Genomic DNA, 27000 nt, shown 5'->3' with positions numbered 1-27000 from the left:
CCGGTGTTTCAGGAAACATCCTGCTCCAGGAAGCGGTGCCGCTTGGTTACGGCATCCAGCTCCAGCAGGGTTTCCAGCAGCGCCTCCATCTTGCCCAGCGGCCACGCGTTGGGGCCATCGCTGAGCGCCTTGCTGGGGTCGGGATGCGTCTCGGCGAACAGGCCGGCCACGCCCACCGCCACCGCGGCGCGCGCCAGCACCGGCACGAACTCGCGCTGGCCGCCCGAGGTGGCGCCCTGGCCGCCCGGCAACTGCACCGAATGGGTGGCGTCGAACACGACCGGGCAGTTCGTATCGCGCATCACGCTCAGCGAGCGCATGTCCGACACCAGGTTGTTGTAGCCGAAGCTGGCACCGCGCTCGCACACCATGATGGCATCGTTGCCGACGGCTTTCGCCTTGGCCACCACGTGCTTCATGTCCCACGGCGCGAGGAACTGGCCCTTCTTGATGTTCACCGGCTTGCCGGCACGCGCCACCTTCTGGATGAAGTCGGTCTGCCGGCACAGGAAGGCCGGCGTCTGCAGCACGTCGACTACCGCGGCGACCTCGTCCATCGGCGTGTACTCGTGCACGTCGGTGAGCACCGGCACACCGATCTGCCGCCTCACCTCGCCCAGGATGCGCAGGCCTTCCTCCAGCCCCGGCCCGCGGAAGCTCTCGCCGGAGGAACGGTTCGCCTTGTCGAAGCTGGACTTGAAGATGAAATGGATGCCGAGCCGGCCGGTGATCTCCCTCAGCGTGCCGGCGGTGTCCAGCTGCAGTTGCTCGGACTCCACCACGCACGGGCCGGCGATCAGGAACAGCGGCCGGTCCAGGCCGACGTCGAAGCCGCACAACTTCATGCCACGCGCTCCCGGGCCAGCTTCTCGCCGTCGCGCACGGCCTTGAACTCGCGCGCCGCGCGCACGAAGCCGATGAACAGCGGGTGGCCGTCGCGCGGGGTCGAGGTGAACTCCGGGTGCGCCTGGCAGCCGAGGAACCACGGATGCCGCTGTTGCGGCAGCTCCACGATTTCCACCAGCAGGTCGTCCATCGACTTGCCGGAGATCACCAGGCCCAGGTCCTCGAACGGCTGGCGGTAGCGGTTGTTGAACTCGTAGCGGTGGCGATGGCGTTCGCGCACCACGTCCTGGCCGTACAGCTCGCGTGCCAGCGTGCCGGCCTTGAGGCGGCATTCCTGCGCGCCCAGGCGCATGGTGCCGCCGAGGTCGGAGCGGTCGCTGCGCTGCTCGACCTCGCCTGCCGCGGTGGTCCATTCGGTGATCAGCGCGATCACCGGGTTCGGCGTGTTGCGGTCGTTCTCGCTGGAGTCGGCATCGGCGAGGCCGGCCACGTGGCGGGCGAAATCCACCACCGCCGCGTGCATGCCGTAGCAGATGCCGAAGTACGGCACGCCGTGCTCGCGCGCGTACTTCGCGGCCAGCACCTTGCCCTCGAAACCGCGCTTGCCGAAGCCGCCGGGCACCAGGATCGCGTCGGCCTTGCCGAGCACCTTGGCGGCGCCTTCGGCCTCGACCTGCTCGGAGTCGACCCAGTCCAGGTTCACCCGCGTCAGCTGCTTGATGCCGCCGTGGCGCAGCGCCTCGCCCAGCGACTTGTAGGCGTCCTTGTGCTCGACGTACTTGCCGACGATGGCGACGGTGATCTCGTCCTTCGGATGTTCCACCGCATCGACCGTGCGCTGCCATTCGGACAGGTCGGCCGGCTTGGCGTCCAGGCCGAGGCGCTTGACCACGATGTCGTCCAGGCCTTGCTGGTGCAGGTACAGCGGCTGTTTGTAGATGATGTCCACGTCGGCCGCGCTGATCACCGCCTGCTCCGGCACGTTGGTGAACAGTGCGATCTTGCGCCGTTCGCTCTCGGGCAGCGGCTGCTCGCAGCGGCACAGCAGGATGTCCGGCTGGATGCCGATCGAGCGCAGTTCCTTCACCGAATGCTGGGTCGGCTTGGTCTTGATCTCGCCGGCGGCCTTGATGTACGGCACCAGGGTGAGATGCATGAACACCACCTTCTCCGGCCCGTGCTCGATGCGCAGCTGGCGGATCGCCTCCAGGAACGGCAGCGATTCGATGTCGCCCACGGTGCCGCCGATCTCCACCAGCGCCACGTCGAAACCGCGGGTGGCCTCGTGGATGCAGTGCTTGATCTCGTCGGTGATGTGCGGGATCACCTGCACGGTGGCGCCGAGGTAATCGCCGCGGCGCTCCTTGCGGATCACGCTCTCGTAGATCTTGCCGGTGGTGATCGAGTTCTTGCCGGTCAGGCGGGTGCGGACGAAGCGCTCGTAGTGGCCGAGGTCGAGGTCGGTCTCGGCGCCGTCGTCGGTCACGTAGACCTCGCCGTGCTGGAAGGGACTCATCGTGCCCGGATCCACGTTGATGTAGGGATCGAGCTTCATCATGGTGACCGAAAGGCCGCGTGCTTCGAGAATGGAAGCGAGCGACGCCGCAGCAATGCCCTTGCCAAGCGAGGACACCACACCGCCGGTGACGAAAATCAGGGGGGTCATGGAAAGCAGCCGTGCTGGAAATTGGCATTTTAGCTGCAGAAGCGTCCCGCTGCGAGATGGAAGCGCAGAATTTGTCGCGATCGGTTCATTTCCAACTGTCCGCCACGGATGAAACGGCCTCGGACCGCCTGCTAGCATGGTCGGATGAACAACCCCGTCCCCGCCCGTCTCGCCGCCCTGCGTGCGGCCATGCAGCAGCACGGCGTCGCTGCCGTGCTGGTTCCCAGCGCCGATCCGCACCTGTCCGAATACCTGCCCGCCCACTGGGCCGCGCGCGAATGGCTGTCCGGCTTCACCGGTTCGGCCGGCACCCTGATCGTCAGCCGCGAGCAGGCCGGGCTGTGGACCGACTCGCGCTACTTCTCGCAGGCCGAACAGCAGCTCGCCGGCAGCGGCATCGGCCTGATGAAGCTGCGCATGCCGCACACGCCCGAGCATCTCGAATGGCTGCAGCAGCATCTGCACGAGGGCGACGTGCTGGCCATGGCCGGCGACAGCGTGGCCGCGACCACCCAGCGCCAGATCGAGCGCCGGCTTGCCGACAGCGGCGCCACGGTGCGCACCGACCTGGACCTGCCCGGTGCGATCTGGGCGGACCGCCCGGCCCTGCCGCAGGCGCCGGTGGTCGAACACGAGCTGGCCTGGGCCTGCATTCCGCGTGCCGACAAGCTGGCCCGCCTGCGCAAGGCGATGCACAAGCTCGGCGCCAGCCACCACCTGCTGTCCAGCCTCGACGACATCGCCTGGCTGACCAACCTGCGCGGCAGCGATGTGGAGTGCAATCCGGTGTTCCTGGCCCATCTGCTGGTGCAGGCGGACCACCGCGCCACCCTGTTCGTGGGCCGCGCCAAGCTGAGCGATGCGCTGGTCGCGAAACTGGCTGCCGACGGCATCGGCATCGCCGATTACGCCTCGATCACCTCGACCCTGCAGGAACTGGATGCTGCCGACCGCCTGCTGCTGGACAGCGGCCGGGTGGTCAGCGCGATCGCCGCGGCGATCCCGTCAGGCGTGAGCCGGATCGAGGCAGCCAATCCGAGCACCGCGTTCAAGGCGGTCAAGAGCGTCGCCGAACTCGACCACATCCGCGACGTGATGCGCCGCGACGGCGCCGCCCTGGTGCGCGCTTTCCGCCGGCTGGAACAGCGCCTCGCCGCCGGCATGACGGTGACCGAGCTGGACGTCGACACCTTGCTGCACGAAGAGCGCTCGGCCCAGCCCGGCTGGGTCGGCGAGAGCTTCGCCACCATCGCCGGCTACCAGGCGAACGGCGCGCTGCCGCACTACCGCGCCACGCCGGAATCGCACGTCACGCTGCAGGCGAAGGGCCTGCTGCTGATCGATTCGGGCGGCCAGTACCTCGGCGGCACCACCGACATCACCCGCGTGCTGGCGCTCGGCGAGACCACCGCCGAACAGCGCCGCGACGCCACCCTGGTGCTGAAGGGCATGATCGGGCTGTCGCGCGCCCGCTTCCCGAAGGGCGCCAGCGGCCCGCAGCTGGACGCCTTGGCGCGCGCGCCGCTGTGGGCTTCGGGCATGGATTACGGCCACGGCACCGGCCACGGCGTGGGCTACTTCCTCAACGTGCACGAGGGTCCGCAGTCGATCCGCCCGCCGGTCGCCGGCGGCGCGTTGGTGGCGCTGGAGCCGGGCATGATCAGCTCGATCGAGCCGGGCCTGTACAAGCCCGGCCGGCACGGCATCCGCCACGAGAACCTGGCCGTGGTGGTCGAAGCCGACCGCACCGAGTTCGGCGAATTCCTCGCCTTCGAGACGCTGACGATGTGCCCGTTCGACCGCCGCGCGCTGGAACCGGGCCTGCTCAACCCGGAGGAACGTGCCTGGCTGGACGACTACCACGCCAGCGTGCGCGCCGCGCTCAGCCCGCTGCTGGAGGCCGCCGACCTGGAGTGGCTGAGCCGCCACTGCGCGCCGCTGTAGCTCCTCCCCGAACGCGCAGGGCGGACAGTGACCGCCCTGCGTCGCGCAGCCGGCCACGCGTGACCGCCTCAGCGAAAGTGCGTGGCGCCCACGTCGACAGCGGCTGGCTGCATGAAGTACTCGTGCAGGTACTTTTCGCCCTCGTCGCAGAACACCGTCACCACCGTCTTCAGTTCCGGGAAATTCTGCCGGATGCGCTTGGCGGCGAGCAGGTGCGCGCCGGAGCTCGGTCCGCAGAACAGCCCGTAGCTGCGCGCCAGCCGCTTCATCTCGCTTACGGCATCGGTGCTGGACACGCTCAGCACCTCGTTCACCAGCCCCGCGTGGCGCTGGAAGATGCCCGGCACGAAGCCGTCGGAAATGCCTTCGATGGTGTGCGCGGCAATCTCGCCGCACAGGATCGTGCACGACTCGGACGGCTCCATCGCGAACAGCCGCACATTCGGGTTGACCTCGCGGAATGCCTGGCCCACGCCGATCAGCGTGCCGCCGGTGCCGACGCCCAGCACCAGCGCATCGGGCACGCGGCCCGGCGGCAGCTGGGCCAGGATTTCCGGGCCGAGGATCAGCCGGTTCTCCTCCACGTTCCATTCCGACTCGAACTGGCTGGGGCAGAAGTAGCCGGCCTGCTGGCCGAGCCGCTGCGCACGCACCAGCGCCTCGTTGACATGGAAATTGCCGCAGAACAGCACGTCCGCGCCGTAGGCCCGCGAGATCGCCACGCGCTCGCTGGACAGGCCCTCGGGCATCACCACCAGCATGCGGTAGCCCTTCACCGCCGCCACCATCGACAACGCGTTGCCGGTGTTGCCGCTGGTCGCCTCCACGATGGTGTCGCCGGGCTTGAGCAAACCTTCCTGCTCCGCCCGCTCGATCATGTACTTGGCGATGCGCGCCTTGATCGAGCCGGAAGGATTGAGGAACTCGATCTTGGCGTAGACGCCCTCGATCTCCAGCAGCGGGGTGTCGCCGACCGCGTCGAGGATGCTGTCCGATACTGTGGTGAAGCGCGTGGCCATCTCAGGCAGCCTCGTGCGCGTGACGCATCGTGTCCAGCGCCAGCGCGGAATGGGCGTAGGCGCCGCCCGCACGCATCTCGGCGGCGACCCAGATCGCCTCCATGATCTGCTGCTCGCTGGCGCCCTGCTTCAAGGCGCCGGCGGTATGTCCCTTGATGCAGTACGGGCACTGGGTGACGTGCGCCACCGCCACCGCGATCAGCTGCTTGGTGACCGCCGGCAGCGCGCCGTCGGCGAACACCGCGGCGCTGAACGCCTTGAACGCATCCAGCGGCGCAGGCGCCAGTTCGCGGCGCTTGCGCGCCAGTTCCGCCGTCGCCGGCGGGTATATCGTCGTGTCCATGCCATCCTCCTTGGATGAAGCCGGGTGGAAATTCAATGCTGCGCCGACACCGTGCCCTGCACCCAGCTCGGCGGGTCGCTGGCCGGGAAACTCTGGGCGAGCTCGTCGTCGACGCGCTGCTCCTGCGCCAGCACGGACTCGCCGGCCGGTGCAACGAAAAGCTTGCGGCCCGGCGCCAGCACGGCGCCGGCGGCGTCGGGCCCGGTCAGCGAGCGGCGAAGGGAACGTCGTACGAAGAAACGGAACATGGCGGTACCTCCTGATGTCGATGGACATCGAAGTGATGGACCGGCCCGGCGCGCCGCGGGTCACAGCCCCAGATTGTTGTGCTCCAGCACGCGTTCGGCGCGATAACTCGAACGAACCAGCGGTCCTGCGACCGCCTCCAGAAAACCCTTGCCGAGCGCCAGCTTGCGATAATCGCGGAACTCGTCCGGCGTGACGAAGCGCTCCACCGGCAGGTGGTGCGGGCTGGGCCGCATGTACTGGCCCAGGGTGACCACGTCCACGTGGGCGGCGCGCATGTCGTCCAGCGCCTGCTCGACCTCGGCGTCGGTTTCGCCCAGGCCCAGCATCAGGCTGGTCTTGGTGAGCGTCTTGGGCGCGTGGCGCTTGGCGAACGCCAGCACGCCCAGGGTCTGCTCGTAGCCTGCGCGCGGATCGCGCACCGGATGGGTGAGGCGGCGCACGGTTTCCAGGTTTTGCGCGTAGGTGGCCAGGCCGGCGTCGAGCACTGTGGCGACGCTGGCATGGTTGCCGGCGAAATCGGGCGTGAGCGCCTCCACCGCGGTATCGGGCGAGCGCAGGTGGATAGCCTTCACGCAGGCAGCGTAGTGGGCGGCACCGCCGTCCGCCAGGTCGTCGCGATCCACCGAGGTGAGCACCACGTACTTCAGCCCCATCAGCGCCACCGCATCGGCCACCTTGGCCGGTTCCAGCGGGTCGAGCCAGCCGTTCGGGTTGCCGGTGGAGACCGAGCAGAACTTGCACGCGCGCGTGCACACTGAGCCCATCAGCATCAGCGTGGCGGTGCCGCTGCCCCAGCACTCGGCGATGTTGGGGCACTTGGATTCGGCGCACACGGTGTTGAGCTGGTGCGTGCGCACGATGTCAGCCACTTCCTCGTAACGCGCGCCGCTGGGCAGCTTCACGCGCAGCCACGGCGGCTTGCGGCTGACGTCGGGCTCATGGCTGTGCGCATTGGGCTTCTGGCCGCCCTTGACCGCGCGGGTGCCCTGCGCACTGACGTACTTGCTGCCATCGGGGATGGAGTGACTGCTGGACATGAACGGTCGCGGCTGGCTGGACTGCAGCCAGTGTCCCGCTCCACGCAGCCGCCTGCCCTGATGCACATCAAGGCAGGCGGGCCGGCGCCGTCCACCGGGCGCCGCTCAACTGCGTTTGGGCGGCACCAGCTTCAGCCGCATCGGCACCGACGGCTGGCTCGGGCACAGCAGGCGCTGCACTTCCTCGGGCCGCAACGGGTAGGAGTACAGATAGCCCTGCCCCTCGATGCAACCGCTGCGCAGCAGGAACTCATGCTGCGCCTCGGTCTCGATGCCCTCGGCGATCGTGATCAGACCAAGGCTTTTCGCCATCGCCAGCATCGCCACGGTGATCGCCGCGTCGTTGCCGTCGCCCGGCAGGCCGGTGACGAAGGAGCGGTCGATCTTCAGGCAGGTCACCGCCGGCAGTTTCAGGTAGGCCATCGAGGAATAACCGGTGCCGAAATCGTCGATCGCCACCGCGATGCCGAGCGTGTGCAGGGTCTGCATGGTGCGCTCGATGTCGTCGCCCAACCGCAGCATTGCGCTCTCGGTGATCTCCAGCAGCAATCGTCCGGGCGCCAGCCGCCGCGACTGCAGGTTGCGGCTGACCCCGTCGACGAAGGCCGGGTGGCCGAACCAGCGCGCCGAGATGTTCACCGCCACGCGGATCGGCGGCACGCCGGCCAGGTCCCAGGCCTGGATCTGGGCGCAGGTGGTCTGCATCACCCACTCGTCGATGCGGCGGATCAGGCCCAGGCTTTCGGCCACCGGGATGAACTCGGCCGGCAGTACCTCGCCGCGTTCCGGATGCTGCCAGCGCAGCAACGCCTCCACCGCCACGATGCGGCCGCTGCGCAGCTCGACGCTGGGCTGGAACACCAGATGGAATTCGTTGCGCGCCAGCGCCTGGCGCAACTCGGCCGCCAACTGCAGGCGCCGGCGGGTATCGGCGTGCATCATCGGCGTGTAGAAGCGGAACGCATTGCGCTCCTCGGTCTTTGCCGCGTACATCGCCGCGTCGGCGTTCGCGATCAACGCCAGCGCGTTGTCGCCGTCCAGCGGATAGCCGGCCACGCCGATGCTGGCGCTCAGCACGATCTCGTAATCGTCCACCAGCAGCGGCTCGGACAGGCTGGCCAGCAGCCGGCTGACGATCGCCCGCGCGTCCTCGCGCAGGATCAGCCGCGGGATCAGCACGGTGAACTCGTCGCCGCCGATGCGCCCGGCCACGTCGCCCTCGGACAGTTGCCGGCGGATCCTTTCGGCCACCTTGACCAGCAGGCGGTCGCCGATCGCGTGGCTGTAGCTGTCGTTGACGATCTTGAATGCGTCCAGGTCGATGAACAGCACCACCGCCGCCAGCCGCTCGCGTTCGGCCACCGCGATCGCCTCGGCGCAATGCCGTTCGAACTCCGCCCGGTTGACCAGGCCGGTCAGCGGGTCGTGCCGCGCCATCTGCTCCAGCCGATGCTGGTTCGCCTTCGCCTCGTGGATGTCGGTGAGCACGGCGACGTAGTAGACCACCTGGTCGTCGGCATCGCGGATCGTGCTGAGGCTGAGGTGCTCGGGATAGCTGCTGCCGTCGCTGCGCAAACTCACGACCTCGCCCATCCAGTTGTGGCCGGCGGCCACGCTGTCCCAGATCGACCGCGGCAGCGGCTGGCCACCGGGCAGGCGACGGGTGTCGTCGAGGCGCCTGCCCTGCAGCGCCTGGCTGGTGAAACCGGTCAGCTCGGCATGCGCCGCATTGGTCGAGATCACCAGCCGCCCGGCATCGGCGATGATCACGCCTTCGGCGATGCTGGCCAGCGCCTCCGCGGCGATCCGGCGCTCGCGCTCCATCGCCACCCGCTCGGAAATGTCGCGGATGATCGCCTGGCGCACCGGCTGGCTGCCCCAGTTGACCAGGCTGGTCTGCGTTTCCACCGGACGGGTCTGACCCTTGGCCCCGAGCAGCACGTTGGCGGCGGCCCGCCCGGTCTGCTGCCCCGCCATGGACTGCGTGAACAGGTGCACGAAGCGGTCGCCGACCAGCTCGTCCGCGCTGCGCCCGGTCCACGCCGAAGCGGTGCGGTTGACGTCCAGGATCCGTCCGCTGGCCTCGTCGACCATCACGATCGCATCGGCGGCGCTGTCGAACAGCAGGCGATAGCGCTCCTCGCTGCCGCGGATGCTGACCAGCGTGCGGCGCGCCATGTCCAGCCACAGCAGAACGGCAATGCAGGCGGCACTCAACACGCCAATGAACAGCATATGCCCCATCCACGTCGTGCCACGGGCGATTTCGAGCGAAAACCGGTTGGCCTTCGGCTCGATCGAATCATTCAGGGCATGAATGCGGCCACGCTGGATGGCTGCCTGTTCAGCCGAAGAGGCTCCGGCGGCATGCGTGTGTTCCAGCTCCTTGGCAATCGAGGCCAGCTGGGCAATCTCCGCATCACTGGAGCGCCACGCTGCCAGTGCGTCACGCAAATAAGGTGCTCCGGAGAAGTGCTCCAGCACGAAAATCATGCCGGGCTTCGCCGTCGGCATGACGTTGCCATGGACAAAGGCCCTGTCCACCACTTCCTGGTCGAAACTTCCCGACGCGATCTCGTCGCGCGCCAACCGATCCGAATCGAGGACAGAGTAGTTTTGCCAGAACCCGGCAAGATCGGCGGGGCTGCCGGTGACTGCATAGGCATCCAGGGCGATCACCGCCTGCTTCTGGGCCTTGGACCAGACACTCTCGCTGTTGAGAAATCCAGCGAGAGTGACCTGGGTCTGCAGGGCAAACCATGTCAGCCCGAGGATCGTGGCCAACATCACCACCAGCGCGTAGGCCAGCGGCAACATGCGTCGGGACAAAGGTTGCTGCAACATGGGAGACACCTTGCGCATGCGCAAGTTATCTCATGCCTGACCCGTCAATGGAACGCCCTGCCCGTTGTCTCGACAGCCGTCAGGCAGCCGCTTCCTTCATCCATGTGGACGGCCGATGCGTCTGCATGCAGAGGTCGCCGACGATGCGCATGCTTGTATAGCTTCTGCGGACGCACTCACCCAGATGAGCCACTTCGTCAGCCTTGGGCGTCATGCCCAGCAATGTGCAGACAATTTCCAGTGCCTCCCAGGGGTGGATGTCGTCGTAGGCCGCGTGCAGCTGGAGCCAACGCAGGCTGCCCGTCCTGATCCTGGGGGGAAAGCTCTCGGCATAAGCGGTGCTCTCATAGATGGGCCGCGACCACTCGCCGGTGACGCCCTCGATGGCATAGTTGGTGGCGATCATGCCCGCAGCCAGGGTTCCGTTGGCACTGATTTCCTCGCACCAGTTGGCCAGCGTCTGAGTGCCATGCGGGGGCCGCGCGTTCAGCACGTCGTCACGAGGCACACCGGAGCCCTCGGCCCAGGCAAGCCAGTACTCGGCATGATTCTGTTCGACCCGTATGTTGCGCACCAGCCAGCGACGCGCCACGTCGTCGCCAAGACTGCGCCCGTAGCGGGTTTTCAGCAGATTCAGTGCCATGAAGCTCGGGAAGCGCTCGATGAACGGCCAGACCCCCACCATGAAATTGGCGGTGGAAGCGTGATCAAGCCGAACCTCCCGCATCATCGCCCACAGCTCGTGATCCAGCACGCTCTGCTTGGTGCTTTCGCAGTCAACCACCATATCTTGCGCCCACTGCGGATAGCTGCTCAGTTCGGTCAGGGGGCCGGTACGCTCAAAACGAGTATGCATGACGGTTTTCCTCGGTCGTCAATGGGTGCTGCAGTCGGCTGCAGCGTCGTTGGCCGGCACGCAAGGCTGAAGCCCCGATACCGGCCGCCACCGGCATCGCGGTGATGCCGGAATTCTGTGGTGCATGACCCCGGTGGCGGCGCCCTCTCGCATGCGATGCCCGCATCGTGGCCGCCGCCGGTGCGGTGCGGGGCCATGGCGACGCTTCACATCCGGCTCCATCCCCCCGATGGATGGCCAGTGCGGTACAGCCTTCACACGTCATGCACGGAAAGAAGAAAAAGCTTGCCGCGGCCATCTTGGCTGAATCCGTACAAGACACGATCCTGTTTCAGCACGGGCGGGCAACCGCGTTCCCGATACCGCCCGATACTCGCCCACACATCGCGGAAGGGGAAGCGCCATGAGCATCGCCGCCCAGCCATTGACCCCGGAAGATCCCGAACTTTCCCCCTGGTGGCTGCGCACGGTGCTGATCGTGATGGTGCTGGGCTTCGCCGGGCTGCTCGCGATCACCGCATTGGCCTACCGCAATGCCCCGCCGATTCCTGCCCGGGTGGTGGATGCGCAAGGCAGTCCGTTGTTCAGCGGCGACGACATCCGCGACGGCCAGGCGGTGTTCCTGAAATACGGCCTGATGGACAACGGCAGCATATGGGGCCACGGCGCCTACCTGGGGCCGGACTATTCGGCCGCCGCGCTGCACCGGATCGGCGAAGACACCGCGGCCGCTGCCGCGCAGCAGCAGTACCAACAGGCGCTGGCCGTGCTGACGCCCGCACAGCGCGCCGCGGTGCGGGCGGAGACGGCGGTGGAGCTGAAGACCAACCGCTACGACGCCGTCAGCGACACCCTGCAGCTGACCGCTGCGGAAGCGGCGGCATACCGCCAGCAGCTGCCGTACTGGACCGACTACTTCCTGCACCCGGAGCGCAACGGCGGGCTGAAAGCCGGGTTGATTACCGACCCGGCCGAGCTGCATCAGTTCACCGCGTTCGTGACCTGGGCCGCCTGGGCTTCGGTGGCGAACCGCCCCGGCGAGAACTACTCGTACACCAACAACTTCCCGTACGACCCCGCCGTCGGCAACACCCCGGTGCCGGGCGCGCTGCTGTGGAGTGCGCTGAGCCTGATCGTGCTGCTGGCCGGCATCGCCGTGGTGCTGCTGATGTTCGGCAAGTTCGACTACCTCGGCTGGATCAGCCGCGGCCAGCACATCCATCCGCACCTGCTGCCGGGCGTGGCCAGTCCCGGCCAGCGCGCGCTGGTGAAATTCTTCGTGGTGGTGGCGCTGCTGTTCCTGGCGCAGACCCTGGTCGGCGGCGCGGTGGCGCACTACCGCGCCGATCCGGGCAGCTTCTACGGCTTCCAGCTCGAAACGATCTTTCCCAGCAACCTGATGCGCATCTGGCACCTGCAGACGGCGATCTTCTGGATCGCCACCGCCTACGTGGCGGCCGCGCTGTTTCTCGGCCGCACGCTGCGCGGCGACGAACCGCGCTGGTTCGCGCCGTGGGTGCACCTGCTGTTCGGCGCGTTCGCCGTGGTGATCGGCGGCAGTCTGCTCGGCGAGTGGCTGGGCATCGCGCAGATGCTCGGCAAGTGGTGGTTCTGGCTGGGCAACCAGGGCTGGGAGTTCCTCGAACTTGGCCGGATCTGGCAGCTGCTGCTGGTGGTCGGCCTGCTGGTGTGGTTCGCGTTGCTGTGGCTGCTGGTGCGCCCGCGCTCGCTGGCCAACCCGGAGTCGAAGCCGCTGGTGAAGATGTTCCTGTTCGCCGCGGTGGCGATCCCGCTGTTCTACATCCCCGCGCTGTTCTTCGGCGCGAAGACGAACTACACGGTGGTCGATACCTGGCGCTTCTGGATCATCCACCTGTGGGTCGAGGGCTTCTTCGAGTTCTTCGCCACCACGGTGGTGGCGCTGACCTTCTACCAGCTGGGGCTGACCCGCCGCAACGTGGCGCTGCGGGTGATCTATCTGGACGGCATCCTGTACTTCCTCGGCGGCCTGATCGGCACCGGCCACCACTGGTATTTCACCGGCCAGACCAGCGTCAACATGGCGATGTCGGCGATGATCTCGGTGCTGGAGGTGGTGCCGCTGACCCTGCTCACGCTGGACGCGTGGGATTTCGTGCGCACCACCCGCGGCCACTGCGACGTCTGCGGCAAGTCGGTGGCGGTGCCGCACCGCTGGACGTTCTACTTCCTGATCGCGGTGGGCGTGTGGAACTTCGTCGGCGCCGGCATCTTCGGCTTCCTGATCAACCTGCCGATCGTCAGCTACTACGAAGTCGGCACCCAGCTCACGCCGAACCACGGCCACGCCGCGATGATGGGCGTGTTCGGCATGCTGGCGCTGGCGCTGATGGTGTTCGTGCTGCGCCAGACCAGCAGCGACGAGCGCTGGGCCGGCATGGAGAAGTACGTGCGGACCGGCTTCTGGGGCACCAACATCGGCCTGGCCATGATGGTGGTGTTCAGCCTGTTCCCCAGCGGCGTGCTGCAGGTGTGGGACGTGATCCAGCACGGCTACTGGCACGCCCGCGCGCTCGACTACATCGCCAGCCCGCGCTCGCACCTGATCGAATGGATGCGCCTGCCCGGCGACCTGGTGTTCATCATCTTCGGCGCGATCCCGCTGACCATCGCCGCAGTCAAGGGCTGGCTGGGCGTGCGCGCGACGCCGCCATCCGACTGACCCGGCACCGGCGACCCCGGCGCGGCGCGCCTCGCCGCACCCGGCCTCAGCCCGACGCCACCCGGGTGAAGCCGTCCGCGCTCCATGCCTCGCTACCGACGCCGTGGTGCACGAAGAACAGCCCGGTCGGGTCGTAGCTGCGCTTCACCGCAGCCAGCCGCGGGTAGTTCGCGCCCCAGAACGCGTGCTGCCAGTCGCGCTCGAAGTAGTCGCTCTCCGACACGTACGAACCCGCGTCGGGTGCCGCCTACCGCAGGGCGGCGATCGCCCGGCCCATGGCGGCGGCGCGCTCGCGGGCGTGCGCCAGATCCGGTTTCGGGCCGGGCATGCCGGGAAAAGCCGGCGGGCCGTCGCCGGCGATGATCGCCAGCGCGAACGCGTCCAGCACCTGCGGATTCGTCGCGGTGTTCCGCGCCGCGGCCAGCTCGGCCTTCGGCGCGCCGGCCAGGCCCTTGTTGAAATGCAGACCCACGCCCCAGTGGCGGCTGCAGGCGAACAGCGCATCGGCCAGCCGCGCCTGCTGTTTCCTCCGCAGCAGCGACGCCGGCAGCCATGCCGACTTGTAGCCATGGATGAACCAGCCTACCTGGCCCTGATCGCCCGCCCACAGCACATGGTTGCGTGGCGCGCCGGGGCGGTCGTCGTCGACCTGGACGCCGGGCGCGTGCTGCCGGAAGAACTCGGCATCCCACATGTACCTGGCCGGCAGCGCGCGCGCCTGGATCGGTTTGACCAGCTCGTATTCCTTACGCGCGCGAACCCAGTCGAGCAGCGGCGCCCAGGCCTGCTCCGCCTGCGCCTGGCTCAGGCCCTGGAACACCATGTCGACCCGCACGGTGTTGTCCGAGCCGAAGCCGATCTGCTCGCCCCAGTGCGGGTTGAACAGGCTGCTTTGGTAGAAGCCGATCACCCGTGCGATCAGGGCGCGGTACGCCGCATCCGACACGGCCTTGATCGAACCGGACACCCCGCCGAAGAACTCCGGCAGTTCGCGCGTGCGCAAGGTCAGTCGGGTGACCACCCCCAGGCTGCCGCCACCGCCGCCCTTGATCGCCCAGAACAGGTCCGGGTGGGTGCAGGCGTTGGCGATGCACGCCCGGCCGTCCGCGGTGACGACCTCCGCCTCCAGCAAGCCCGCCGCGGCCATGCCGTAGTGCTTCGAGAAGCTGCCGAAGCCGCCGCTCTGCACCAGCCCGGCCACGCCCACCGTGGTGCAGCCGCCGCCCTGCACGTAGCGGCCGCCGCGGGTGGTCACCGCGTCGTAGGCGTCGATCCACATCGCGCCGGCGCCTATCGACACCGCCGGCTGCGGTGCCTGCACGCCAGCGCAGCCCTGCGCCGTGAAGGCGTCATGCAAGCTGATCTCGTTCATGTGCCGCGTCCACACCAGCAACGAATCCGGCGCGTCGGAGGTGCCCTGGTAACTGTGTCCGCCGCCCTTCACCACCAGACGCAGGTGATGCTCGCGCGCGAAATTCACCGCCGCGACCACGTCCGCCGTGCCTTCGGCGGCCACCGCGTACGCGCTCGGCTGCGAGGTCCACGCGTCGACCCAGCCGCTGGTCTGGGTCAGCGCCGGCTGGTCGCCGCGGTAGAACGGGTTGTCCAGGTGCTTCAGCGCTTCGTCGCAAGCGGCGCCGGCCGAGGTCGGGCCGCAGCCGGCAAACGGCGACTCCAGTTTGAGCAGGCGCCCGCCCACATCGTGCTTCAACCGGCCCCAGTCGGCAGCGGAAGGCCAGTCCGGCTCGCCGGGGCGCACCCGCGAACGCAGGCGCGCAGGCAGCGGGTCAGCCGCCTGCGCCATCGCCGGGATGCCGGAAAGAAGGCCCGGCAGGAGGGGAATCGCCAGTGCGGCCTTCAGCAGGTCTCTTCGTTTCATCGCACCGTCCTTCAGGGGGATCGCCGTGGAAGTCGCCACGATGCGACGCAAACGCTCCGCGCGCCAGCCGCCAGTGACGAACCGCACCGCACCGGTGACCGGTGGCGGCCAGCCGGGGCGGGCCGTGCCGGCAGGTTCGCAGGCATGCCCGCTCAGTCGTGGTGCTCGCGCAATTGCGGCGGTGTCCCGGCGCGCTCCAATCCCCCTCGTTCCAGCCAGCGGCTGGTCTGGGTCCTGGCACGGGCGATCAAGCCGGCCGCCGCGGAATAGTCGTACGGCGAGACACCCAGCGGACACAGGCTCGGCACGATGCGCAGTTCCACCGCACTGCCGGCAAAATGATCGGCGTCGTAGACCAGCTGGCGTGCCACCAGCAGGCTGAGCGCATGCATCGCGCGCGCGATCGCGCCCGAGGGTGCCCGCTCGAGCGCGCAGGCAAACCCGGTGGGCAGCACGATCACCCGCGTGGCGCCCAGGCCGACCGCCACCGAGATCGGCGTGTTGTTGGCCACGCCCCCATCGACCAGCCAGCGCCCGTCGATCCGCACCGGCGGGTACACGCCCGGAATCGCGGCACTGGCCAGCACGGCGTCGACGACCGGACCGGCCGACAGCAGTGCCTCCCGCCCGCTCAGCATGTCCGACGCCACCAGGTGAACCGGCAGGGCCGCATCCTCCAGTTGCCGATAAGGCAGGTGGCGCTCAAGCAGACGCCGCAGCCCCGACGAATCTACCAGATGGTCGCGCCGGCGCAGCAGGCCGAACACGCTGCCCAGGTTGAACGGGAACACCTCGCGCCGCTTCAGCGCGCACCAGATCCGTTCCAGTTCGCGCGCGCCGGCGCGGCTCGGGTCGCCGGCGAAGTACGCGGCGTTGATCGCACCGGCCGAGGCGCCGACCAGGAACGCCGGCGCCTCGCCCCACTCGAGCAGCGCCTGCAGCATGCCCACCTCGACCGCGCCGAGGCTGCCGCCGCCAGCCAGCACGAAGGCGGTGCGCTGCTGCGCACCGCCGACGACCGGAATTGCCTCTGCCATCCGAGCCACCTGCCTGCGCCGAGATGGCGGCGCACCCGGTCATCTGATGCACGCCGCAGCCGCGGGTTCCTCGCGCCGGATGGCGGCATGCGGCGACACCGCCGCCGAGGATCGAACAGGCCTGTCCGGTTGCCCCGGCAGGCCGTGACCCTCAGCCGGCCCGCTCGCTCGGCACCAGCACCATCCACGACACGCCGTAGCGGTCCGCAAGCATGCCGAAGCTGGAGGCGAAGAAGGTCGACATCAGCGGCTGCTGCACCTGGCCGCCGTCGGCGAGCGCATCGAACAGGCGCCTCGCCTGGGCATCGTCATCGGCGGTGAGCGCCAGCGAGAAGCCGTCGAACGTCGGCGTGCCGCCGCTGTAGCCGTCCGAGACCAGCACCTGGCTGGCGCCGATCTGCAGGCAGGCGTGCATCACCTTGTCCGCCGGCAACTGCGTGCCGTCGGGGCACTGGGCGGAGCCTTCAGGGCCGTCGGCGTAGCGCATCAGCATGACCACCTCGGCACCGATCGCCTGGCGGTAGAACGCGATGGCCTCTTCGCAATGGCCGTCGAAGAACAGGTAGGGCTGGATTTGCATGGGGGCATCCTCGTCGTGGTCTGGGCACGCCGAGCCGACACATCGGCTCGGAGGGACGACGAATGGCCCGGGCGCCAATCGACAGCGCTCACAGCCTGTGAAGAAAACCGCTTCCTGCGGATTTCTTCGATCGCGAGTCCGGTACAGGCCCGGACTCGCTCACGCGAATCAGGCACTGGCGTGCCCGATCCGCACCCGGCCATCGGGCAACCGCTCCTGCATTGCCTCGACTCGGGCATCCATGCCCTCGCCCTGGCCGCACTTCGAGGTTGAAAAATTCGCCACCTCTCAGCGCATGCTGCCGCTGTCCAGGTAACGCTGGTGCCAGGACAACGCCTCGTTCAGCAGGTGCGGCGTGTGCTTGCCGTAGCTGTCACGGCAGGCGCGGTCGAAGTAGTCCTGCAGCATCGGCCGGTAGTCCGGGTGCGCGCACTGCGCGATCACCGCCCGCGCGCGCTGCTTCGGCGACAGGCCGCGCAAGTCGGCCAGGCCCTGCTCGGTGACCACCAGGCCCACGTCATGCTCGGTGTGGTCGACGTGGCTGACCATCGGCACGAGTGCGGAGATCGCTCCATCCTTGGCCGTGCTCGGGCTCATGAAACAGGACAGGAAACCGTTGCGGGCGAAATCGCCGGAACCGCCGATGCCGTTGATGATGCGGCTGCCCGCAACGTGGGTGGAATTGACGTTGCCGTAGATGTCGGCCTCGACCATGCCGTTCATCGCGATGCAGCCGAGCCGGCGCACCAGTTCGGCGTGGTTGGACATCTCCTGCGGCCGCAGCACGATGTGCTGGCGGTAGAAGTCGATGCGGCGCACGAACTCTTCCACCCCCTCGGGGCTCAGCGACAGCGAGGTGGCCGAGGCCATCTCGATGGTGCCGTCGCCGATCAGTTCCAGCATGCCGTCCTGGATCACCTCGGTGAACGCGGTCAGCCCGCGGAAGCCGCCCTCGCGCAGGCCGCCCAGTACCGCATTGGCGATGTTGCCCACACCGGATTGCAGCGGCAGCAGCTGCTCGCCCAGTCGCCCCGCGGCGATCTCGTGACGGAAGAACTCCACCAGGTGTCCGGCGATGCGCCGCGACGCCTCGTCCGGCGGCGCGAAGCGGCCCAGCCGGTCGGGTGCGTCGCTTTCCACCACCGCGATCACCTTGTCCAGGTCGCAGCGCAGGTACGGCTCGCCGATGCGATCGCCCGGCTGCAGCAGCGGGATCGGCTTGCGATGCGGCGGCAGCGCGGTGCCGTAGTAGATGTCGTGCATGCCGTCGAGCCCTTCGGGCTGGCGCCGGTTCACCTCCAGGATCACCTTGTCGGCCAGGTCCAGCCAGGTCTTGTTGTTGCCCACCGAGGTGGACGGCAGCAGCCGGCCATCCGGCAGGATGCCGGCGACCTCGATCAGCGCCACGTCGATCTTGCCGAGGAAACCGCACCACGCGTACTGCGCCACCTGGCCCAGGTGGATGTCCATGTACTCGATCTGGCCGGCATTGATGCGCGCGCGCAGCTCGGGGTCGGACTGGTAAGGCAGGCGGAAGTCGATGCCGCCCACGCGCGCCAGCGCACCGTCCAGTTCCGGCGCCGTCGAGGCCCCGGTGAGGATGCGCAGCGCGAACTTGTCGCCGCGCTCGTGCGCCGCGGCGATGCGCGCGGCCAGCGCCAGCGGCACGGCCTTGGGGTAGCCGGCGCCGGTGAAGCCGCTCATGCCCACGGTCATGCCCGGCAGGATCAGCCCGGCCGCCTGCTCCGCCGACATGCGGCGTGCGGCCAGGCCGGCATGTGCAATACGTGTCGTCATGGTTTTCCAACTCGGCAAAGGAACCCGGACCCGCCGCAGCTGCGCGCACTGCCGTGTGCCGCGGCCAGATCCGGGAACCATTCTGGGCGTGCCGGCGCGGCCCGCCAAGGCGACCTTCGGCGCATGCGTCAAATCACCGCCACCCTGCGCCCTTTTGCAAGTAGGGCGCAGTAATGGTCAACTCCACGCCACACGGTGGCACCGACAAGCCGCAGGGGAGATGACAGACCGATGCGCACGCACACAGCGAACGAATCACGCCCTCGGGCGCCCTGGCGACGTCTGCCGCGCCCGCTGCTGGCCGTGGCGCTGCTTGCGTACGGGCTGCTTGCCGGCGCGCAGGCTGCGCCGCCCACCGGGCAGGTGCGCTGGCAGCGCCAGGCGCAGGCCGTCACGATCACCCGCGACGACTGGGGCATCGCCCATGTGCACGGCCGCACCGACGCCGACGCGGTGTTCGGCATGGCCTACGCCCAGGCCGAGGACGACTTCAACCGGGTCGAAACGAACTACCTCAACTCACTGGGCCGGCTGGCCGAGGCCGAGGGCGAATCGGCGATCTGGAGCGACCTGCGCCAGCAGCTGTTCATCGACCCGGTCGAACTCAAGGCGCTGTACGCGAAGAGCCCGGCATGGCTGCAGGCACTGATGAACGGCTGGGCCGACGGGCTCAACTACTACCTCGCCACGCATCCGGACGTGCATCCGCGCGTGATCAAACATTTCGAACCGTGGATGGCGCTCAGCTTCAGCGAGGGCAGCATCGGCGGCGACATCGAGCGCGTCTCGCTGGAGCAGCTCGCCGCCTTCTACGGCACGGACGGCAAGCAGCTCGCCGGTGTGACCACGCCGTCCAGTTGGGTCGAGCCGACCGGCTCGAACGGCTTCGCGATCGCGCCGAAGCTGACCGCCGACGGCCACGCGCTGCTGTGGATCAACCCGCACACCTCGTTCTTCTTCCGCTCCGAACTGCAGATGAGCAGCGACCAAGGGCTGGACGCCTACGGCGCGGTGACCTGGGGCCAGTTCTTCGTCTACCAGGGCTTCAACCACCATATCGGCTGGATGCACACCTCCACCGGCGCCGACGTGGTCGACGAATTCGCCGAAACCATCGTGCACCAGGGCGGCAAGCTGTTCTACCGCTACGGCAAGGAGTTGCGGCCGGTCACCACGCGCACGATCCGCGTGGCGTATCGCGCGAAGGACGGCACGATGGCCACGCGCAACTTCGACGCCCGCTTCACCCACCACGGCCCGATCGTGCGCGCGGCCGACGGCAAGTGGATCGCCACCGCACTGATGAACAAGCCGCTGGAAGCGCTGGAGCAGAGCTGGCTGCGCACCAAGGCCAGCGACTATGCCAGCTACATGAAAGTGGCCGAGCTCAAGGCCAACTCGTCGAACAACACCATCTTCGCCGACGACAAGGGCGAGATCGCGTACCTGCACCCGCAGTTCATCCCGCGGCGCGACAACCGCTTCGACTATACGAAACCGGTCGACGGCAGCGACCCGGCCACCGACTGGCAGGGCCTGCACAAGCTCGACGAGGCGCCGCACCTGCTCAACCCGCCGAACGGCTGGATCATGAACACCAACAACTGGCCGTACTCCGCCGCCGGCGCGTTCAGCCCGAAGCAGGCGGACTACCCGCGCTACATGGACAGCTTCGGCGAGAACCCGCGCGGCATCCACGCCACCCGCGTGCTGGACCGCGTGCGCGATTTCAGCCAGGCCTCGCTGATCAGCGCCGCGTTCGACTCCTACCTGCCGGCGTTCTCGCGACTGGTGCCGGTGCTGGTGCACGACTACGACACGCTGCCCGACAACGATCCGCTGAAGCCGCGCCTGGCCGGCCAGGTCGCGCTGCTGCGCAGCTGGGACTACCGCTGGGGCATCGCCTCGATGCCGACCACGCTGGCGGTGTTCTGGGGCGACATGCTGTGGGACAAGGTGCACGCCGCGGCCGAAGCCGAACACCAGTCGGTGTACGACTACATGGCCGGCAACGCCGGTGCGAAAGCGCGCCTGGGCACGCTGGCCGAAGCGTCCGACCGGCTGGAAAAGGATTTCGGCAGCTGGGGCGTGCCGTGGGGCGAGATCAACCGCTTCCAGCGCAACGATGGTGCCATCGAGCAGACCTTCGACGACGCCAAGCCGAGCATTCCGGTGCCGTTCGTGTCCTCGCGCTGGGGCTCGCTGGCCTCGTTCGGCGCGCACCGCTGGCCCGGCACGAAGAAGTACTACGGCACCAGCGGCAACAGCTTCGTGGCGGTGGTCGAGTTCGGCCCGAAGGTGAGCGCCCGCGCGATCACCGCCGGCGGCGAGAGCGGCCACCCCGGTTCGAAGCACTTCAACGACGAGGCCGAGCGCTACACCACCGGCAACCTGCGCACGGTGTACTTCTGGCCGGAGCAGCTCAAGGGGCATACCGAGCGGGTCTACCACCCGGGCGAATGAGCCGCCGCGCTACGCGGCGGTGCCAAACAGCATGCCCACGCCGGTGGTGATCGCCATCGCCAGCGCGCCCCAGAAGGTGATGCGCATGGCGCCGACGCCCATCTTCGCGCCGCCGGCCCACGCCGCCACGGCACCGAGCACGGCGAGGAACACCAGCGAGGTGGCGAACACCAGCCACAGCAGGCTCGCCGCCGGCGTCAGCGCCACCACCAGCAGCGGCAGCGCGGAACCCACCGCAAAGCTCAGCGCCGAGGCGCCGGCAGCCTGCAGCGGCCGCGCCTTCAGCACCTCGGTGATGCCCAGCTCGTCGCGGGCGTGCGCATCGAGCGCATCGTGCGCCATCAGCTGCTCGGCCACCTGCCGGGCCAGCTGCGGGTCGAGCCCGCGGCCGACGTAGATCGCCGCCAGTTCGCGGTGCTCGGCTTCCGACTGGGTCTGCAGCTCCAGGTGCTCGCGCGCGAGTTCGGCGCGCTCGCTGTCGGCCTGCGAATGCACCGACACGTACTCGCCGGCAGCCATCGACATCGCGCCGGCGACCAGCCCGGCGACGCCGGCGACCAGGATGTTCTGCCCGCTGGCATGCGCCGCCGCCACGCCCAGCACCAGGCTGGCGGTCGAGACGATGCCGTCGTTCGCGCCCAGCACGGCGGCGCGCAGCCAGCCGATGCGGTCGGTACGGTGGCGTTCGTGATGGTGTCGGGGCATGCCGGTAATCTCGCGGGTCGGGTGGCGCATTGTGCGCAGGTTGGCCGGCGGCCGTGCAAACGCTTCTCGTCCCGCCGGGGCCGGCAACGGCGGAACTAAGCCCGCGCCTTCGCGCCGCCCTTCAGCAGGCCCAGCTGCAACAGGCTCTCGGCGGTGGCGACGACGGCCTCCTGCGGCGAGCGCGGCGACCAGCCCAGCACGCGGCGGGCCTTGGCACTGCTGGCGTTCTTGGGCATGCCCAGCTCGGGCAGGATCTGCCTGACCGCCGGGTCGCGCAGCGCCGCCAGGCGCACCAGCCAGTTGGGCAGTTGCCGCGTGGGCACCTTGCGCGCCGACGCGCCCAGTTGCTGGCGCAACGTCGTGGCGATCTCGCGAATCCACAGGAAGTCGCCGGCGACGGCGAGAAAGCGCTCGCCGGCCGCGGCCGGGTCGGTCATCGCGCGCAGGTGCAGGTCGGCCACGTCGCGCACGTCGACCACGCCGAAACACAGCTGCGGGCAGCCGGGCATGGCGCCATCCATCAGCCGCTGCACCAGCAGGATCGAGGTGGAATAGTCCGGCCCCAGCACCGGCCCGAACACGCCCACCGGATTGACCACCGCCAGCTCCAGCGCGCCGCCCTCGCGCGCGATGAAATCCCACGCGGCGCGCTCGGCCAGCGTCTTGGACTTGACGTAGGGCAGCACGCCCTCGCCGTCGAGGTCGGTCCAGCGGGTCTCGTCGAACGGCGCCGGCTGCGGTGCGTGGCCGTAGCCGACCGCGGCGAACGAGGAGGTCAGCACCACCCGCCGCACGCCAGCGTCGCGCGCGGCATGCAGCACGCGCAGCGCGCCCTCGCGCGCGGGCACGATCAGTTCGTCCTCGTGCTTCGGAAGGTCCGGCGGGAACGGCGAGGCCACGTGCAGCACGTGGTCGCAGCCGGCCACCGCTTCCGGCCAGCCCGCGTCGCGTTGCAGGTCAGCTTCGACGAAGTCCAGCCGCTCGCCCGGCTCGGCGCCGCCCTGCCTGAGCATCCCGCGTACCGCGCTCTCGCGTCCGAGGCTGCGCACGCTGGTGCGCACCCGATATCCGGCGGCCAGCAACTGCAGGATGCAGTGGCTGCCGATGAAACCCGACCCGCCGGTGACCAGAACCGTACCCATGATGACCTCCCGATGTGTCCCGTTGTCGCGCCGGATCGCCGCTCAGGTGCGGCTGGGAATCGTCAGCCCGCGCTGCACCGCCGGGCGTGCCAGGCCGCGTTCGAGCCAGCCGGCGACGTTGGGGTAGCGGTCGTAGCCGACCAACTCGCGCGCCTCGTAGAACGTGATCAGGTTGTTCACCCAGCCCAGCGTGGCGATGTCGGCGACGGTGTAGTCCTCGCCCATCAGCCAGCGCCGGCCGGCGAGCCGCCCGTCGAGCACGCCGAGCAGGCGCTTCGATTCGTTGACGTAGCGCTCCAGCGGGCGCTTGTCCTCGTACGCCTTGCCGGCGAACTTGTTGAAGAAACCGACCTGGCCGAACATCGGGCCGATCGACGCCATCTGGAAGAACAGCCACTGGATCGTCTCCCAGCGCCGCGCCGGGTCGGCCGGAACGAACTGCCCGGCCTTGTCCGCCAGGTACAGCAGGATCGCGCCCGACTCGAACAGCGCCAGCGGTTCGCTGCCGGGGCCGTGCGGGTCGATGATCGCGGGGATCTTGCCGTTCGGGTTCAGCGCGAGGAACTCCGGCGTGCGGTTCTCGTCCTGCATGATGTCGACCAGATGCGGCTCGTACGGCAGCCCGGTCTCCTCCAGCATGATCGACACTTTCACGCCGTTCGGCGTGTTCAGCGAATACAGCTGGATGCGTTCGGGATGCACGGCGGGCCAGCGCGTGGTGATGGGGAAGTCGGACAACCGGGGCACGCGCCACTCCTGCAATGGGCAATCTGTGCAAGGTGGGTGCTCGTCCCGGTCGATTCAACCACAGGAAGGGTGCGCAGTCGCACACCCTCCATTCTGCTCAGCCTTTCGCCAGCGCCTTCACGTCACTGGTAGTCAGCGGATTGCCGCCAATGCCCCAGTCGCCGCTGTTGACCTCTTCGATCACCACCCAGGTCACCGGCCGCATGTTCTCGCCTTCGATCGAGACCATCGTGTCGGTGAGCTTGCGGATCATCTCCTGCTTCTGCGCCTGCGTGAAAACGCCCTCGATCAGTTTGACGTTGAGGAATGGCATGCGGGTTCTCCTGTTCGCTGTTTGAGTTGCCCGGGCGACTCACCCGGGTTCGTTGCTGCGGTTGATTGCGTGTCCATCGCCCGGCGCGGTGGCAGTCACGATGACGAACTCGCCCGGGAGCCGGTAACCGCGGTGGCGCCGCCACGCCGCGATCGCCTCGACATAGCGCCGGCGAACCCGTGCCCGCGTGGCCTCGTCGAAGTGCGACCAGGCCAATGCGACCGGCCCGCCGACGAAGGCCGCACGACATGCCGCATCGGCATTGGCCCAGGTCAGCGTCGTCGCCACGCGGCGCAGCTCGATCGCCTCGAACTGCGCGTCGGCACAGGCGTGTGCCAGCATGTCGCCCTGGCCAAGGCGGAAGAACAGCGGGCATACGTCGCTGGCCACCTCGGCGTCGACGATCGGAAACAACGCCGACCACGCGCAGCGCGATCGCTCGCCCCACACCGCGACAACCAGCCGCCCGCCCGGCCGCAGCACCCGCCGCATTTCGCGCACGGCCTGCTCCGGGTCCGGCAGATACATCAGGCCGAGCGCGCACAGTGCGACGTCGAAACTCGCATCGGGCAGTGACAGCCGCTCCGCGTCCATGCGTTCGAAACGCACGTTCCGTACCTTGTGCTGCACGGCGCGCTGCGCGGCGATGCCGACCATCCTGCCGGACAGGTCGACACCGACCACACGTCCGCATGGCCCCACCGCCACGGCGGCGCGGAATGCGATCAGTCCGCTGCCGCACGCCACGTCGAGCACGCGCTCGCCCGTCGCCAGCGCCGCGCGCGCGATCAGCTCGTCGTGCGCGACGGCCAGCTGCGCCTGCCACAGCGGCTCGTAATCCGCCGCGGCCAGGTCCCAGCCGTAACGCTGCACGCGTCGCTGCAGTCGCGGCTGCATGCTCAGCACCGGTGTTGCCGGTTTTCCGCCGCGCTGAAATCGAGGATGGCATGCATGTTTCTTCAATCCGACAAGGTGCGGGTATGCAGGGGTGAACGGCGGCAAAGGCTGCCGCCCACTGACCGGCCTGACGCCGGGATGCAAGATGGTGCACGATCCCGCATGGCGTCCTGCCCGGGCGTCGCCGATACCTGCCCGGGCGTCCCTGCCTCATCGCGTGATTACCGCTTCCTGCCCTGGCGTCTGCGAGTCCTGCCCGATCGTCCGGCCGACCGCCATCGATGCCGCTGGATCTTGGCCTGGCGCCGCGGAGGGAACACAATCGACCACGGCCCACACGCGAAGCACTGACATGGCGACCGGCGACCTGGCGACGGCAATGCAACGGGCGGCAAAGGCACTGCAACGCCGTCCCGCAACGGGCATCCACGACGACGCACCGGCGACGGCGCGCTGGCAGGCCGGCACGCGCATCGTGGCGAGCCATGCCAACGGCACGCAGATGCTGACCGACATGCCCGGCGAACTCGGCGGCAGCGGCGACCAGGTCACGCCGGGCTGGCTGTTCCGTGCGGGTCTCGCCTCCTGCCTGGCCACCCGCATCGCCATGGGTGCCGCCGCCGAAGGCATCGAACTGGGCAGACTTGAAGTGCTCGCCAGCAGCCGCTCGGACACCCGCGGCCTGCTCGGCATGGTCGACGCCGTCGGCGCCCCCGTGTTCGCGGGACCCTGCGACGTGCAACTGCACGTGCGCATCGCCGCCCCCGGTGTCCCGTCACAACGACTGCGAGCCCTGGTCGAAGACAGTCATCGCCATTCGCCGATCCCCGCGGCCGTGGAGCACGCGGTGCCGGTGGACCTGCGCATCGACGTCGACGCCGGCTGAGCCGCCGCCGACCATGGACGCGCTATCGGAAATCCTTCGCGTGGTGCGTCTGGTCGGCGCCGTCTTCATCCACGCCCGGTTCACCGCGCCGTGGTGCTACCAGTCGCCCAGCGCCGACACCGCGGCACCGCTGCTCGAGCCGGGCGCCGAACGCGTGGTGATCTTCCATCTGGTCACCGAAGGCGAGTGCTTCGTCGATCTGGCCGGGCAACCGCCGATGCACCTGTGCGCCGGCGACGTGGTGCTGTTTCCGCGCGGCGATGCCCATCTCATGGCTTCCGCTCCCGGCCTGGCACCTGCGCAAGGCGCGCGCCTGGAAGCGGTGCTGTCGCGACGGCCACGCCAGCTGGCTTACGGTGGCGGCGGCCCCACCACGCGCATCGTCTGCGGCTACCTCGCCTGTGACGCCCGTCTGGCGCGGATGCTGCTCGCCGGGCTGCCGCCGCTGGTGCGAGTGAACGTGCGCGGATCGAATGCTGGTGTGTGGCTCGAGGCCTCGGTGCGCTATGCGCTGGCCGAGGCGCGCTCACCCCGGCCCGGCGGTGCCGGCGTGCTGGCCAAGCTGGCCGAGGTACTGTTCATCGAGGTGTTGCGCCTGTACATGAACGAACAGCAGGCCACTCGCACCGGCTGGCTGGCAGGTCTGGGCGATGCCGTCGTCGGCCCCGCCCTGAATGCGCTGCACCACCGCCCGGCCCATGCGTGGACCCTGGAAGAACTGGCCGGCGCCGCCGCCACCTCGCGTTCGGTGCTGGCCGAACGCTTCCGTCAGCTCGTCGGCGCCACGCCAATGCAGTACCTCGCCCAGTGGCGCATGCTGCTTGCCGCCAACCTCCTGCGCCGCAGCAGTTCCCCGCTGGCGCGCATCGCCGAAGACGTGGGCTACCGGACCGACACCGCTTTCAGCCGGGCCTTCCGCCGTGAGTACGGCACGCCGCCCGCGACCTGGCGGCGACACCAGTCCACGCACGGGCGCTTGGACTGAGCAGCATCATCGGGTGTTGCGCCGGCGTCTTTACCAGGTTGCCTTCAGCGCACGCCCGGTTTCT

Annotated in this window: 21 protein-coding genes and 1 pseudogene; 5 read left to right on the top strand and 17 right to left on the bottom strand. The window is 68.8% G+C overall.

Annotated features, from left to right (window positions below):
- Positions 1 to 8: 8 nt before the first annotated feature.
- Both kdsA and RHOOR92_RS0101010 read right to left on the bottom strand, forming a co-directional pair.
- Positions 9 to 845 carry a 3-deoxy-8-phosphooctulonate synthase gene (gene kdsA / locus RHOOR92_RS0101015; RefSeq protein ID WP_027489336.1) on the bottom strand — a complete coding sequence of 279 codons (837 nt, stop codon included), beginning with the start codon at positions 843 to 845 and terminating at the stop codon, positions 9 to 11.
- Complete coding sequence (locus RHOOR92_RS0101010; RefSeq protein WP_027489335.1) at positions 842 to 2512, bottom strand: CTP synthase; 1671 nt, start codon at positions 2510 to 2512, stop codon at positions 842 to 844. Before RHOOR92_RS0101010 ends, kdsA begins: the two co-directional genes overlap by 4 nt.
- A gap of 144 nt (positions 2513 to 2656) precedes the next feature.
- On the opposite strand from RHOOR92_RS0101010, the gene RHOOR92_RS0101005 reads away from it, so the two are divergent.
- Positions 2657 to 4456 (top strand): aminopeptidase P family protein, encoded by a 1800-nt coding sequence (locus tag RHOOR92_RS0101005; RefSeq protein WP_007511162.1) that lies wholly within the window; start codon positions 2657 to 2659, stop codon positions 4454 to 4456.
- A 68-nt stretch (positions 4457 to 4524) separates the two neighbouring features.
- Here the strand turns inward: RHOOR92_RS0101005 and RHOOR92_RS0101000 are convergent, their stop codons facing one another.
- The 6 genes from RHOOR92_RS0101000 to RHOOR92_RS0100975 all read right to left on the bottom strand — a co-directional run bounded on the left by RHOOR92_RS0101000 (position 4525) and on the right by RHOOR92_RS0100975 (position 10804).
- Positions 4525 to 5475, bottom strand: coding sequence for a cysteine synthase family protein (locus RHOOR92_RS0101000; RefSeq protein ID WP_027489334.1), 951 nt, complete (start codon positions 5473 to 5475; stop codon positions 4525 to 4527).
- A gap of 1 nt (position 5476) precedes the next feature.
- Positions 5477 to 5818, bottom strand: coding sequence for a carboxymuconolactone decarboxylase family protein (locus RHOOR92_RS0100995; RefSeq protein ID WP_007511159.1), 342 nt, complete (start codon positions 5816 to 5818; stop codon positions 5477 to 5479).
- Between the two features lie 32 nt (positions 5819 to 5850).
- Positions 5851 to 6066 (bottom strand): hypothetical protein, encoded by a 216-nt coding sequence (locus RHOOR92_RS0100990; protein ID WP_007511158.1) that lies wholly within the window; start codon positions 6064 to 6066, stop codon positions 5851 to 5853.
- A gap of 60 nt (positions 6067 to 6126) precedes the next feature.
- On the bottom strand, positions 6127 to 7104 hold the full coding sequence (gene lipA / locus RHOOR92_RS0100985) for a lipoyl synthase (RefSeq protein ID WP_015448021.1): 978 nt from the start codon (positions 7102 to 7104) through the stop codon (positions 6127 to 6129).
- 105 nt (positions 7105 to 7209) lie between these two features.
- The gene (locus RHOOR92_RS0100980; RefSeq protein ID WP_015448022.1) at positions 7210 to 9948 is read right to left on the bottom strand and encodes an EAL domain-containing protein; all 2739 of its coding nucleotides are present in this window, start codon (positions 9946 to 9948) and stop codon (positions 7210 to 7212) included.
- A 79-nt stretch (positions 9949 to 10027) separates the two neighbouring features.
- On the bottom strand, positions 10028 to 10804 hold the full coding sequence (locus RHOOR92_RS0100975) for an iron-containing redox enzyme family protein (RefSeq protein WP_007511155.1): 777 nt from the start codon (positions 10802 to 10804) through the stop codon (positions 10028 to 10030).
- Between the two features lie 403 nt (positions 10805 to 11207).
- On the opposite strand from RHOOR92_RS0100975, the gene RHOOR92_RS0100970 reads away from it, so the two are divergent.
- Positions 11208 to 13505, top strand: coding sequence for a cbb3-type cytochrome c oxidase subunit I (locus tag RHOOR92_RS0100970; RefSeq protein WP_027489333.1), 2298 nt, complete (start codon positions 11208 to 11210; stop codon positions 13503 to 13505).
- Between the two features lie 46 nt (positions 13506 to 13551).
- Here the strand turns inward: RHOOR92_RS0100970 and RHOOR92_RS18235 are convergent.
- From RHOOR92_RS18235 to RHOOR92_RS0100950, 4 genes and pseudogenes are all read right to left on the bottom strand, one after another.
- Positions 13552 to 15384: pseudogene (locus RHOOR92_RS18235) on the bottom strand (FAD-binding oxidoreductase).
- Between the two features lie 152 nt (positions 15385 to 15536).
- Entirely contained in the window at positions 15537 to 16421 is an 885-nt protein-coding gene (locus RHOOR92_RS0100960) for a patatin-like phospholipase family protein (protein ID WP_007511152.1), read from the bottom strand.
- 151 nt (positions 16422 to 16572) lie between these two features.
- Positions 16573 to 17001, bottom strand: coding sequence for a VOC family protein (locus RHOOR92_RS0100955; protein WP_007511151.1), 429 nt, complete (start codon positions 16999 to 17001; stop codon positions 16573 to 16575).
- A gap of 288 nt (positions 17002 to 17289) precedes the next feature.
- Complete coding sequence (locus RHOOR92_RS0100950; protein ID WP_027489332.1) at positions 17290 to 18798, bottom strand: acetyl-CoA hydrolase/transferase family protein; 1509 nt, start codon at positions 18796 to 18798, stop codon at positions 17290 to 17292.
- Between the two features lie 231 nt (positions 18799 to 19029).
- Here RHOOR92_RS0100950 and RHOOR92_RS0100945 point away from each other — a divergent pair, with 231 nt between their 5' ends.
- Positions 19030 to 21261: a penicillin acylase family protein gene (locus tag RHOOR92_RS0100945; protein WP_027489331.1), complete on the top strand. Its 2232-nt coding sequence runs from the start codon at positions 19030 to 19032 to the stop codon at positions 21259 to 21261.
- Positions 21262 to 21270: 9 nt separating this feature from the next.
- Here RHOOR92_RS0100945 and RHOOR92_RS0100940 read toward each other — a convergent pair whose 3' ends face one another.
- The 5 genes from RHOOR92_RS0100940 to RHOOR92_RS0100920 all read right to left on the bottom strand — a co-directional run bounded on the left by RHOOR92_RS0100940 (position 21271) and on the right by RHOOR92_RS0100920 (position 25065).
- Positions 21271 to 21966 (bottom strand): VIT family protein, encoded by a 696-nt coding sequence (locus tag RHOOR92_RS0100940; RefSeq protein WP_015448025.1) that lies wholly within the window; start codon positions 21964 to 21966, stop codon positions 21271 to 21273.
- 95 nt (positions 21967 to 22061) lie between these two features.
- Positions 22062 to 23108 (bottom strand): aldehyde reductase, encoded by a 1047-nt coding sequence (locus RHOOR92_RS0100935; protein ID WP_007511143.1) that lies wholly within the window; start codon positions 23106 to 23108, stop codon positions 22062 to 22064.
- 42 nt (positions 23109 to 23150) lie between these two features.
- Complete coding sequence (locus RHOOR92_RS0100930; protein WP_007511141.1) at positions 23151 to 23855, bottom strand: glutathione S-transferase N-terminal domain-containing protein; 705 nt, start codon at positions 23853 to 23855, stop codon at positions 23151 to 23153.
- 97 nt (positions 23856 to 23952) lie between these two features.
- Positions 23953 to 24168, bottom strand: a complete 216-nt coding sequence (locus RHOOR92_RS0100925) for a 4-oxalocrotonate tautomerase family protein (protein ID WP_007511139.1) — start codon at positions 24166 to 24168, stop codon at positions 23953 to 23955.
- A 39-nt stretch (positions 24169 to 24207) separates the two neighbouring features.
- Complete coding sequence (locus RHOOR92_RS0100920; RefSeq protein ID WP_037114735.1) at positions 24208 to 25065, bottom strand: methyltransferase domain-containing protein; 858 nt, start codon at positions 25063 to 25065, stop codon at positions 24208 to 24210.
- A 352-nt stretch (positions 25066 to 25417) separates the two neighbouring features.
- Here RHOOR92_RS0100920 and RHOOR92_RS0100915 point away from each other — a divergent pair, with 352 nt between their 5' ends.
- A complete protein-coding gene (locus tag RHOOR92_RS0100915; protein ID WP_007511135.1) occupies positions 25418 to 25951 on the top strand; it encodes an OsmC family protein in 534 nt (177 codons plus the stop codon).
- A 13-nt stretch (positions 25952 to 25964) separates the two neighbouring features.
- On the top strand, positions 25965 to 26936 hold the full coding sequence (locus tag RHOOR92_RS0100910) for an AraC family transcriptional regulator (protein WP_007511133.1): 972 nt from the start codon (positions 25965 to 25967) through the stop codon (positions 26934 to 26936).
- Positions 26937 to 27000: the final 64 nt, after the last annotated feature.

Source organism: Rhodanobacter sp. OR92 (assembly GCF_000427545.1).
GTDB lineage: Bacteria > Pseudomonadota > Gammaproteobacteria > Xanthomonadales > Rhodanobacteraceae > Rhodanobacter > Rhodanobacter denitrificans.
The sequence above is the reverse complement of the archived record's forward strand: the minus strand, read 5'-3'. Positions and strand labels throughout refer to the sequence as shown.

Bases quoted from the DNA above. Each gene is read 5' to 3' on its own strand.
- kdsA (WP_027489336.1), bottom strand. From the start codon at position 845: ATGAAGTTGTGCGGCTTCGACGTCGGCCTGGACCGGCCGCTGTTCCTG.
- RHOOR92_RS0101010 (WP_027489335.1), bottom strand. From the start codon at position 2,512: ATGACCCCCCTGATTTTCGTCACCGGCGGTGTGGTGTCCTCGCTTGGC.
- RHOOR92_RS0101005 (WP_007511162.1), top strand. From the start codon at position 2,657: ATGAACAACCCCGTCCCCGCCCGTCTCGCCGCCCTGCGTGCGGCCATG.
- RHOOR92_RS0101000 (WP_027489334.1), bottom strand. From the start codon at position 5,475: ATGGCCACGCGCTTCACCACAGTATCGGACAGCATCCTCGACGCGGTC.
- RHOOR92_RS0100995 (WP_007511159.1), bottom strand. From the start codon at position 5,818: ATGGACACGACGATATACCCGCCGGCGACGGCGGAACTGGCGCGCAAG.
- RHOOR92_RS0100990 (WP_007511158.1), bottom strand. From the start codon at position 6,066: ATGTTCCGTTTCTTCGTACGACGTTCCCTTCGCCGCTCGCTGACCGGG.
- lipA (WP_015448021.1), bottom strand. From the start codon at position 7,104: ATGTCCAGCAGTCACTCCATCCCCGATGGCAGCAAGTACGTCAGTGCG.
- RHOOR92_RS0100980 (WP_015448022.1), bottom strand. From the start codon at position 9,948: ATGTTGCAGCAACCTTTGTCCCGACGCATGTTGCCGCTGGCCTACGCG.
- RHOOR92_RS0100975 (WP_007511155.1), bottom strand. From the start codon at position 10,804: ATGCATACTCGTTTTGAGCGTACCGGCCCCCTGACCGAACTGAGCAGC.
- RHOOR92_RS0100970 (WP_027489333.1), top strand. From the start codon at position 11,208: ATGAGCATCGCCGCCCAGCCATTGACCCCGGAAGATCCCGAACTTTCC.
- RHOOR92_RS0100960 (WP_007511152.1), bottom strand. From the start codon at position 16,421: ATGGCAGAGGCAATTCCGGTCGTCGGCGGTGCGCAGCAGCGCACCGCC.
- RHOOR92_RS0100955 (WP_007511151.1), bottom strand. From the start codon at position 17,001: ATGCAAATCCAGCCCTACCTGTTCTTCGACGGCCATTGCGAAGAGGCC.
- RHOOR92_RS0100950 (WP_027489332.1), bottom strand. From the start codon at position 18,798: ATGACGACACGTATTGCACATGCCGGCCTGGCCGCACGCCGCATGTCG.
- RHOOR92_RS0100945 (WP_027489331.1), top strand. From the start codon at position 19,030: ATGCGCACGCACACAGCGAACGAATCACGCCCTCGGGCGCCCTGGCGA.
- RHOOR92_RS0100940 (WP_015448025.1), bottom strand. From the start codon at position 21,966: ATGCCCCGACACCATCACGAACGCCACCGTACCGACCGCATCGGCTGG.
- RHOOR92_RS0100935 (WP_007511143.1), bottom strand. From the start codon at position 23,108: ATGGGTACGGTTCTGGTCACCGGCGGGTCGGGTTTCATCGGCAGCCAC.
- RHOOR92_RS0100925 (WP_007511139.1), bottom strand. From the start codon at position 24,168: ATGCCATTCCTCAACGTCAAACTGATCGAGGGCGTTTTCACGCAGGCG.
- RHOOR92_RS0100920 (WP_037114735.1), bottom strand. From the start codon at position 25,065: ATGCAGCCGCGACTGCAGCGACGCGTGCAGCGTTACGGCTGGGACCTG.
- RHOOR92_RS0100915 (WP_007511135.1), top strand. From the start codon at position 25,418: ATGGCGACCGGCGACCTGGCGACGGCAATGCAACGGGCGGCAAAGGCA.
- RHOOR92_RS0100910 (WP_007511133.1), top strand. From the start codon at position 25,965: ATGGACGCGCTATCGGAAATCCTTCGCGTGGTGCGTCTGGTCGGCGCC.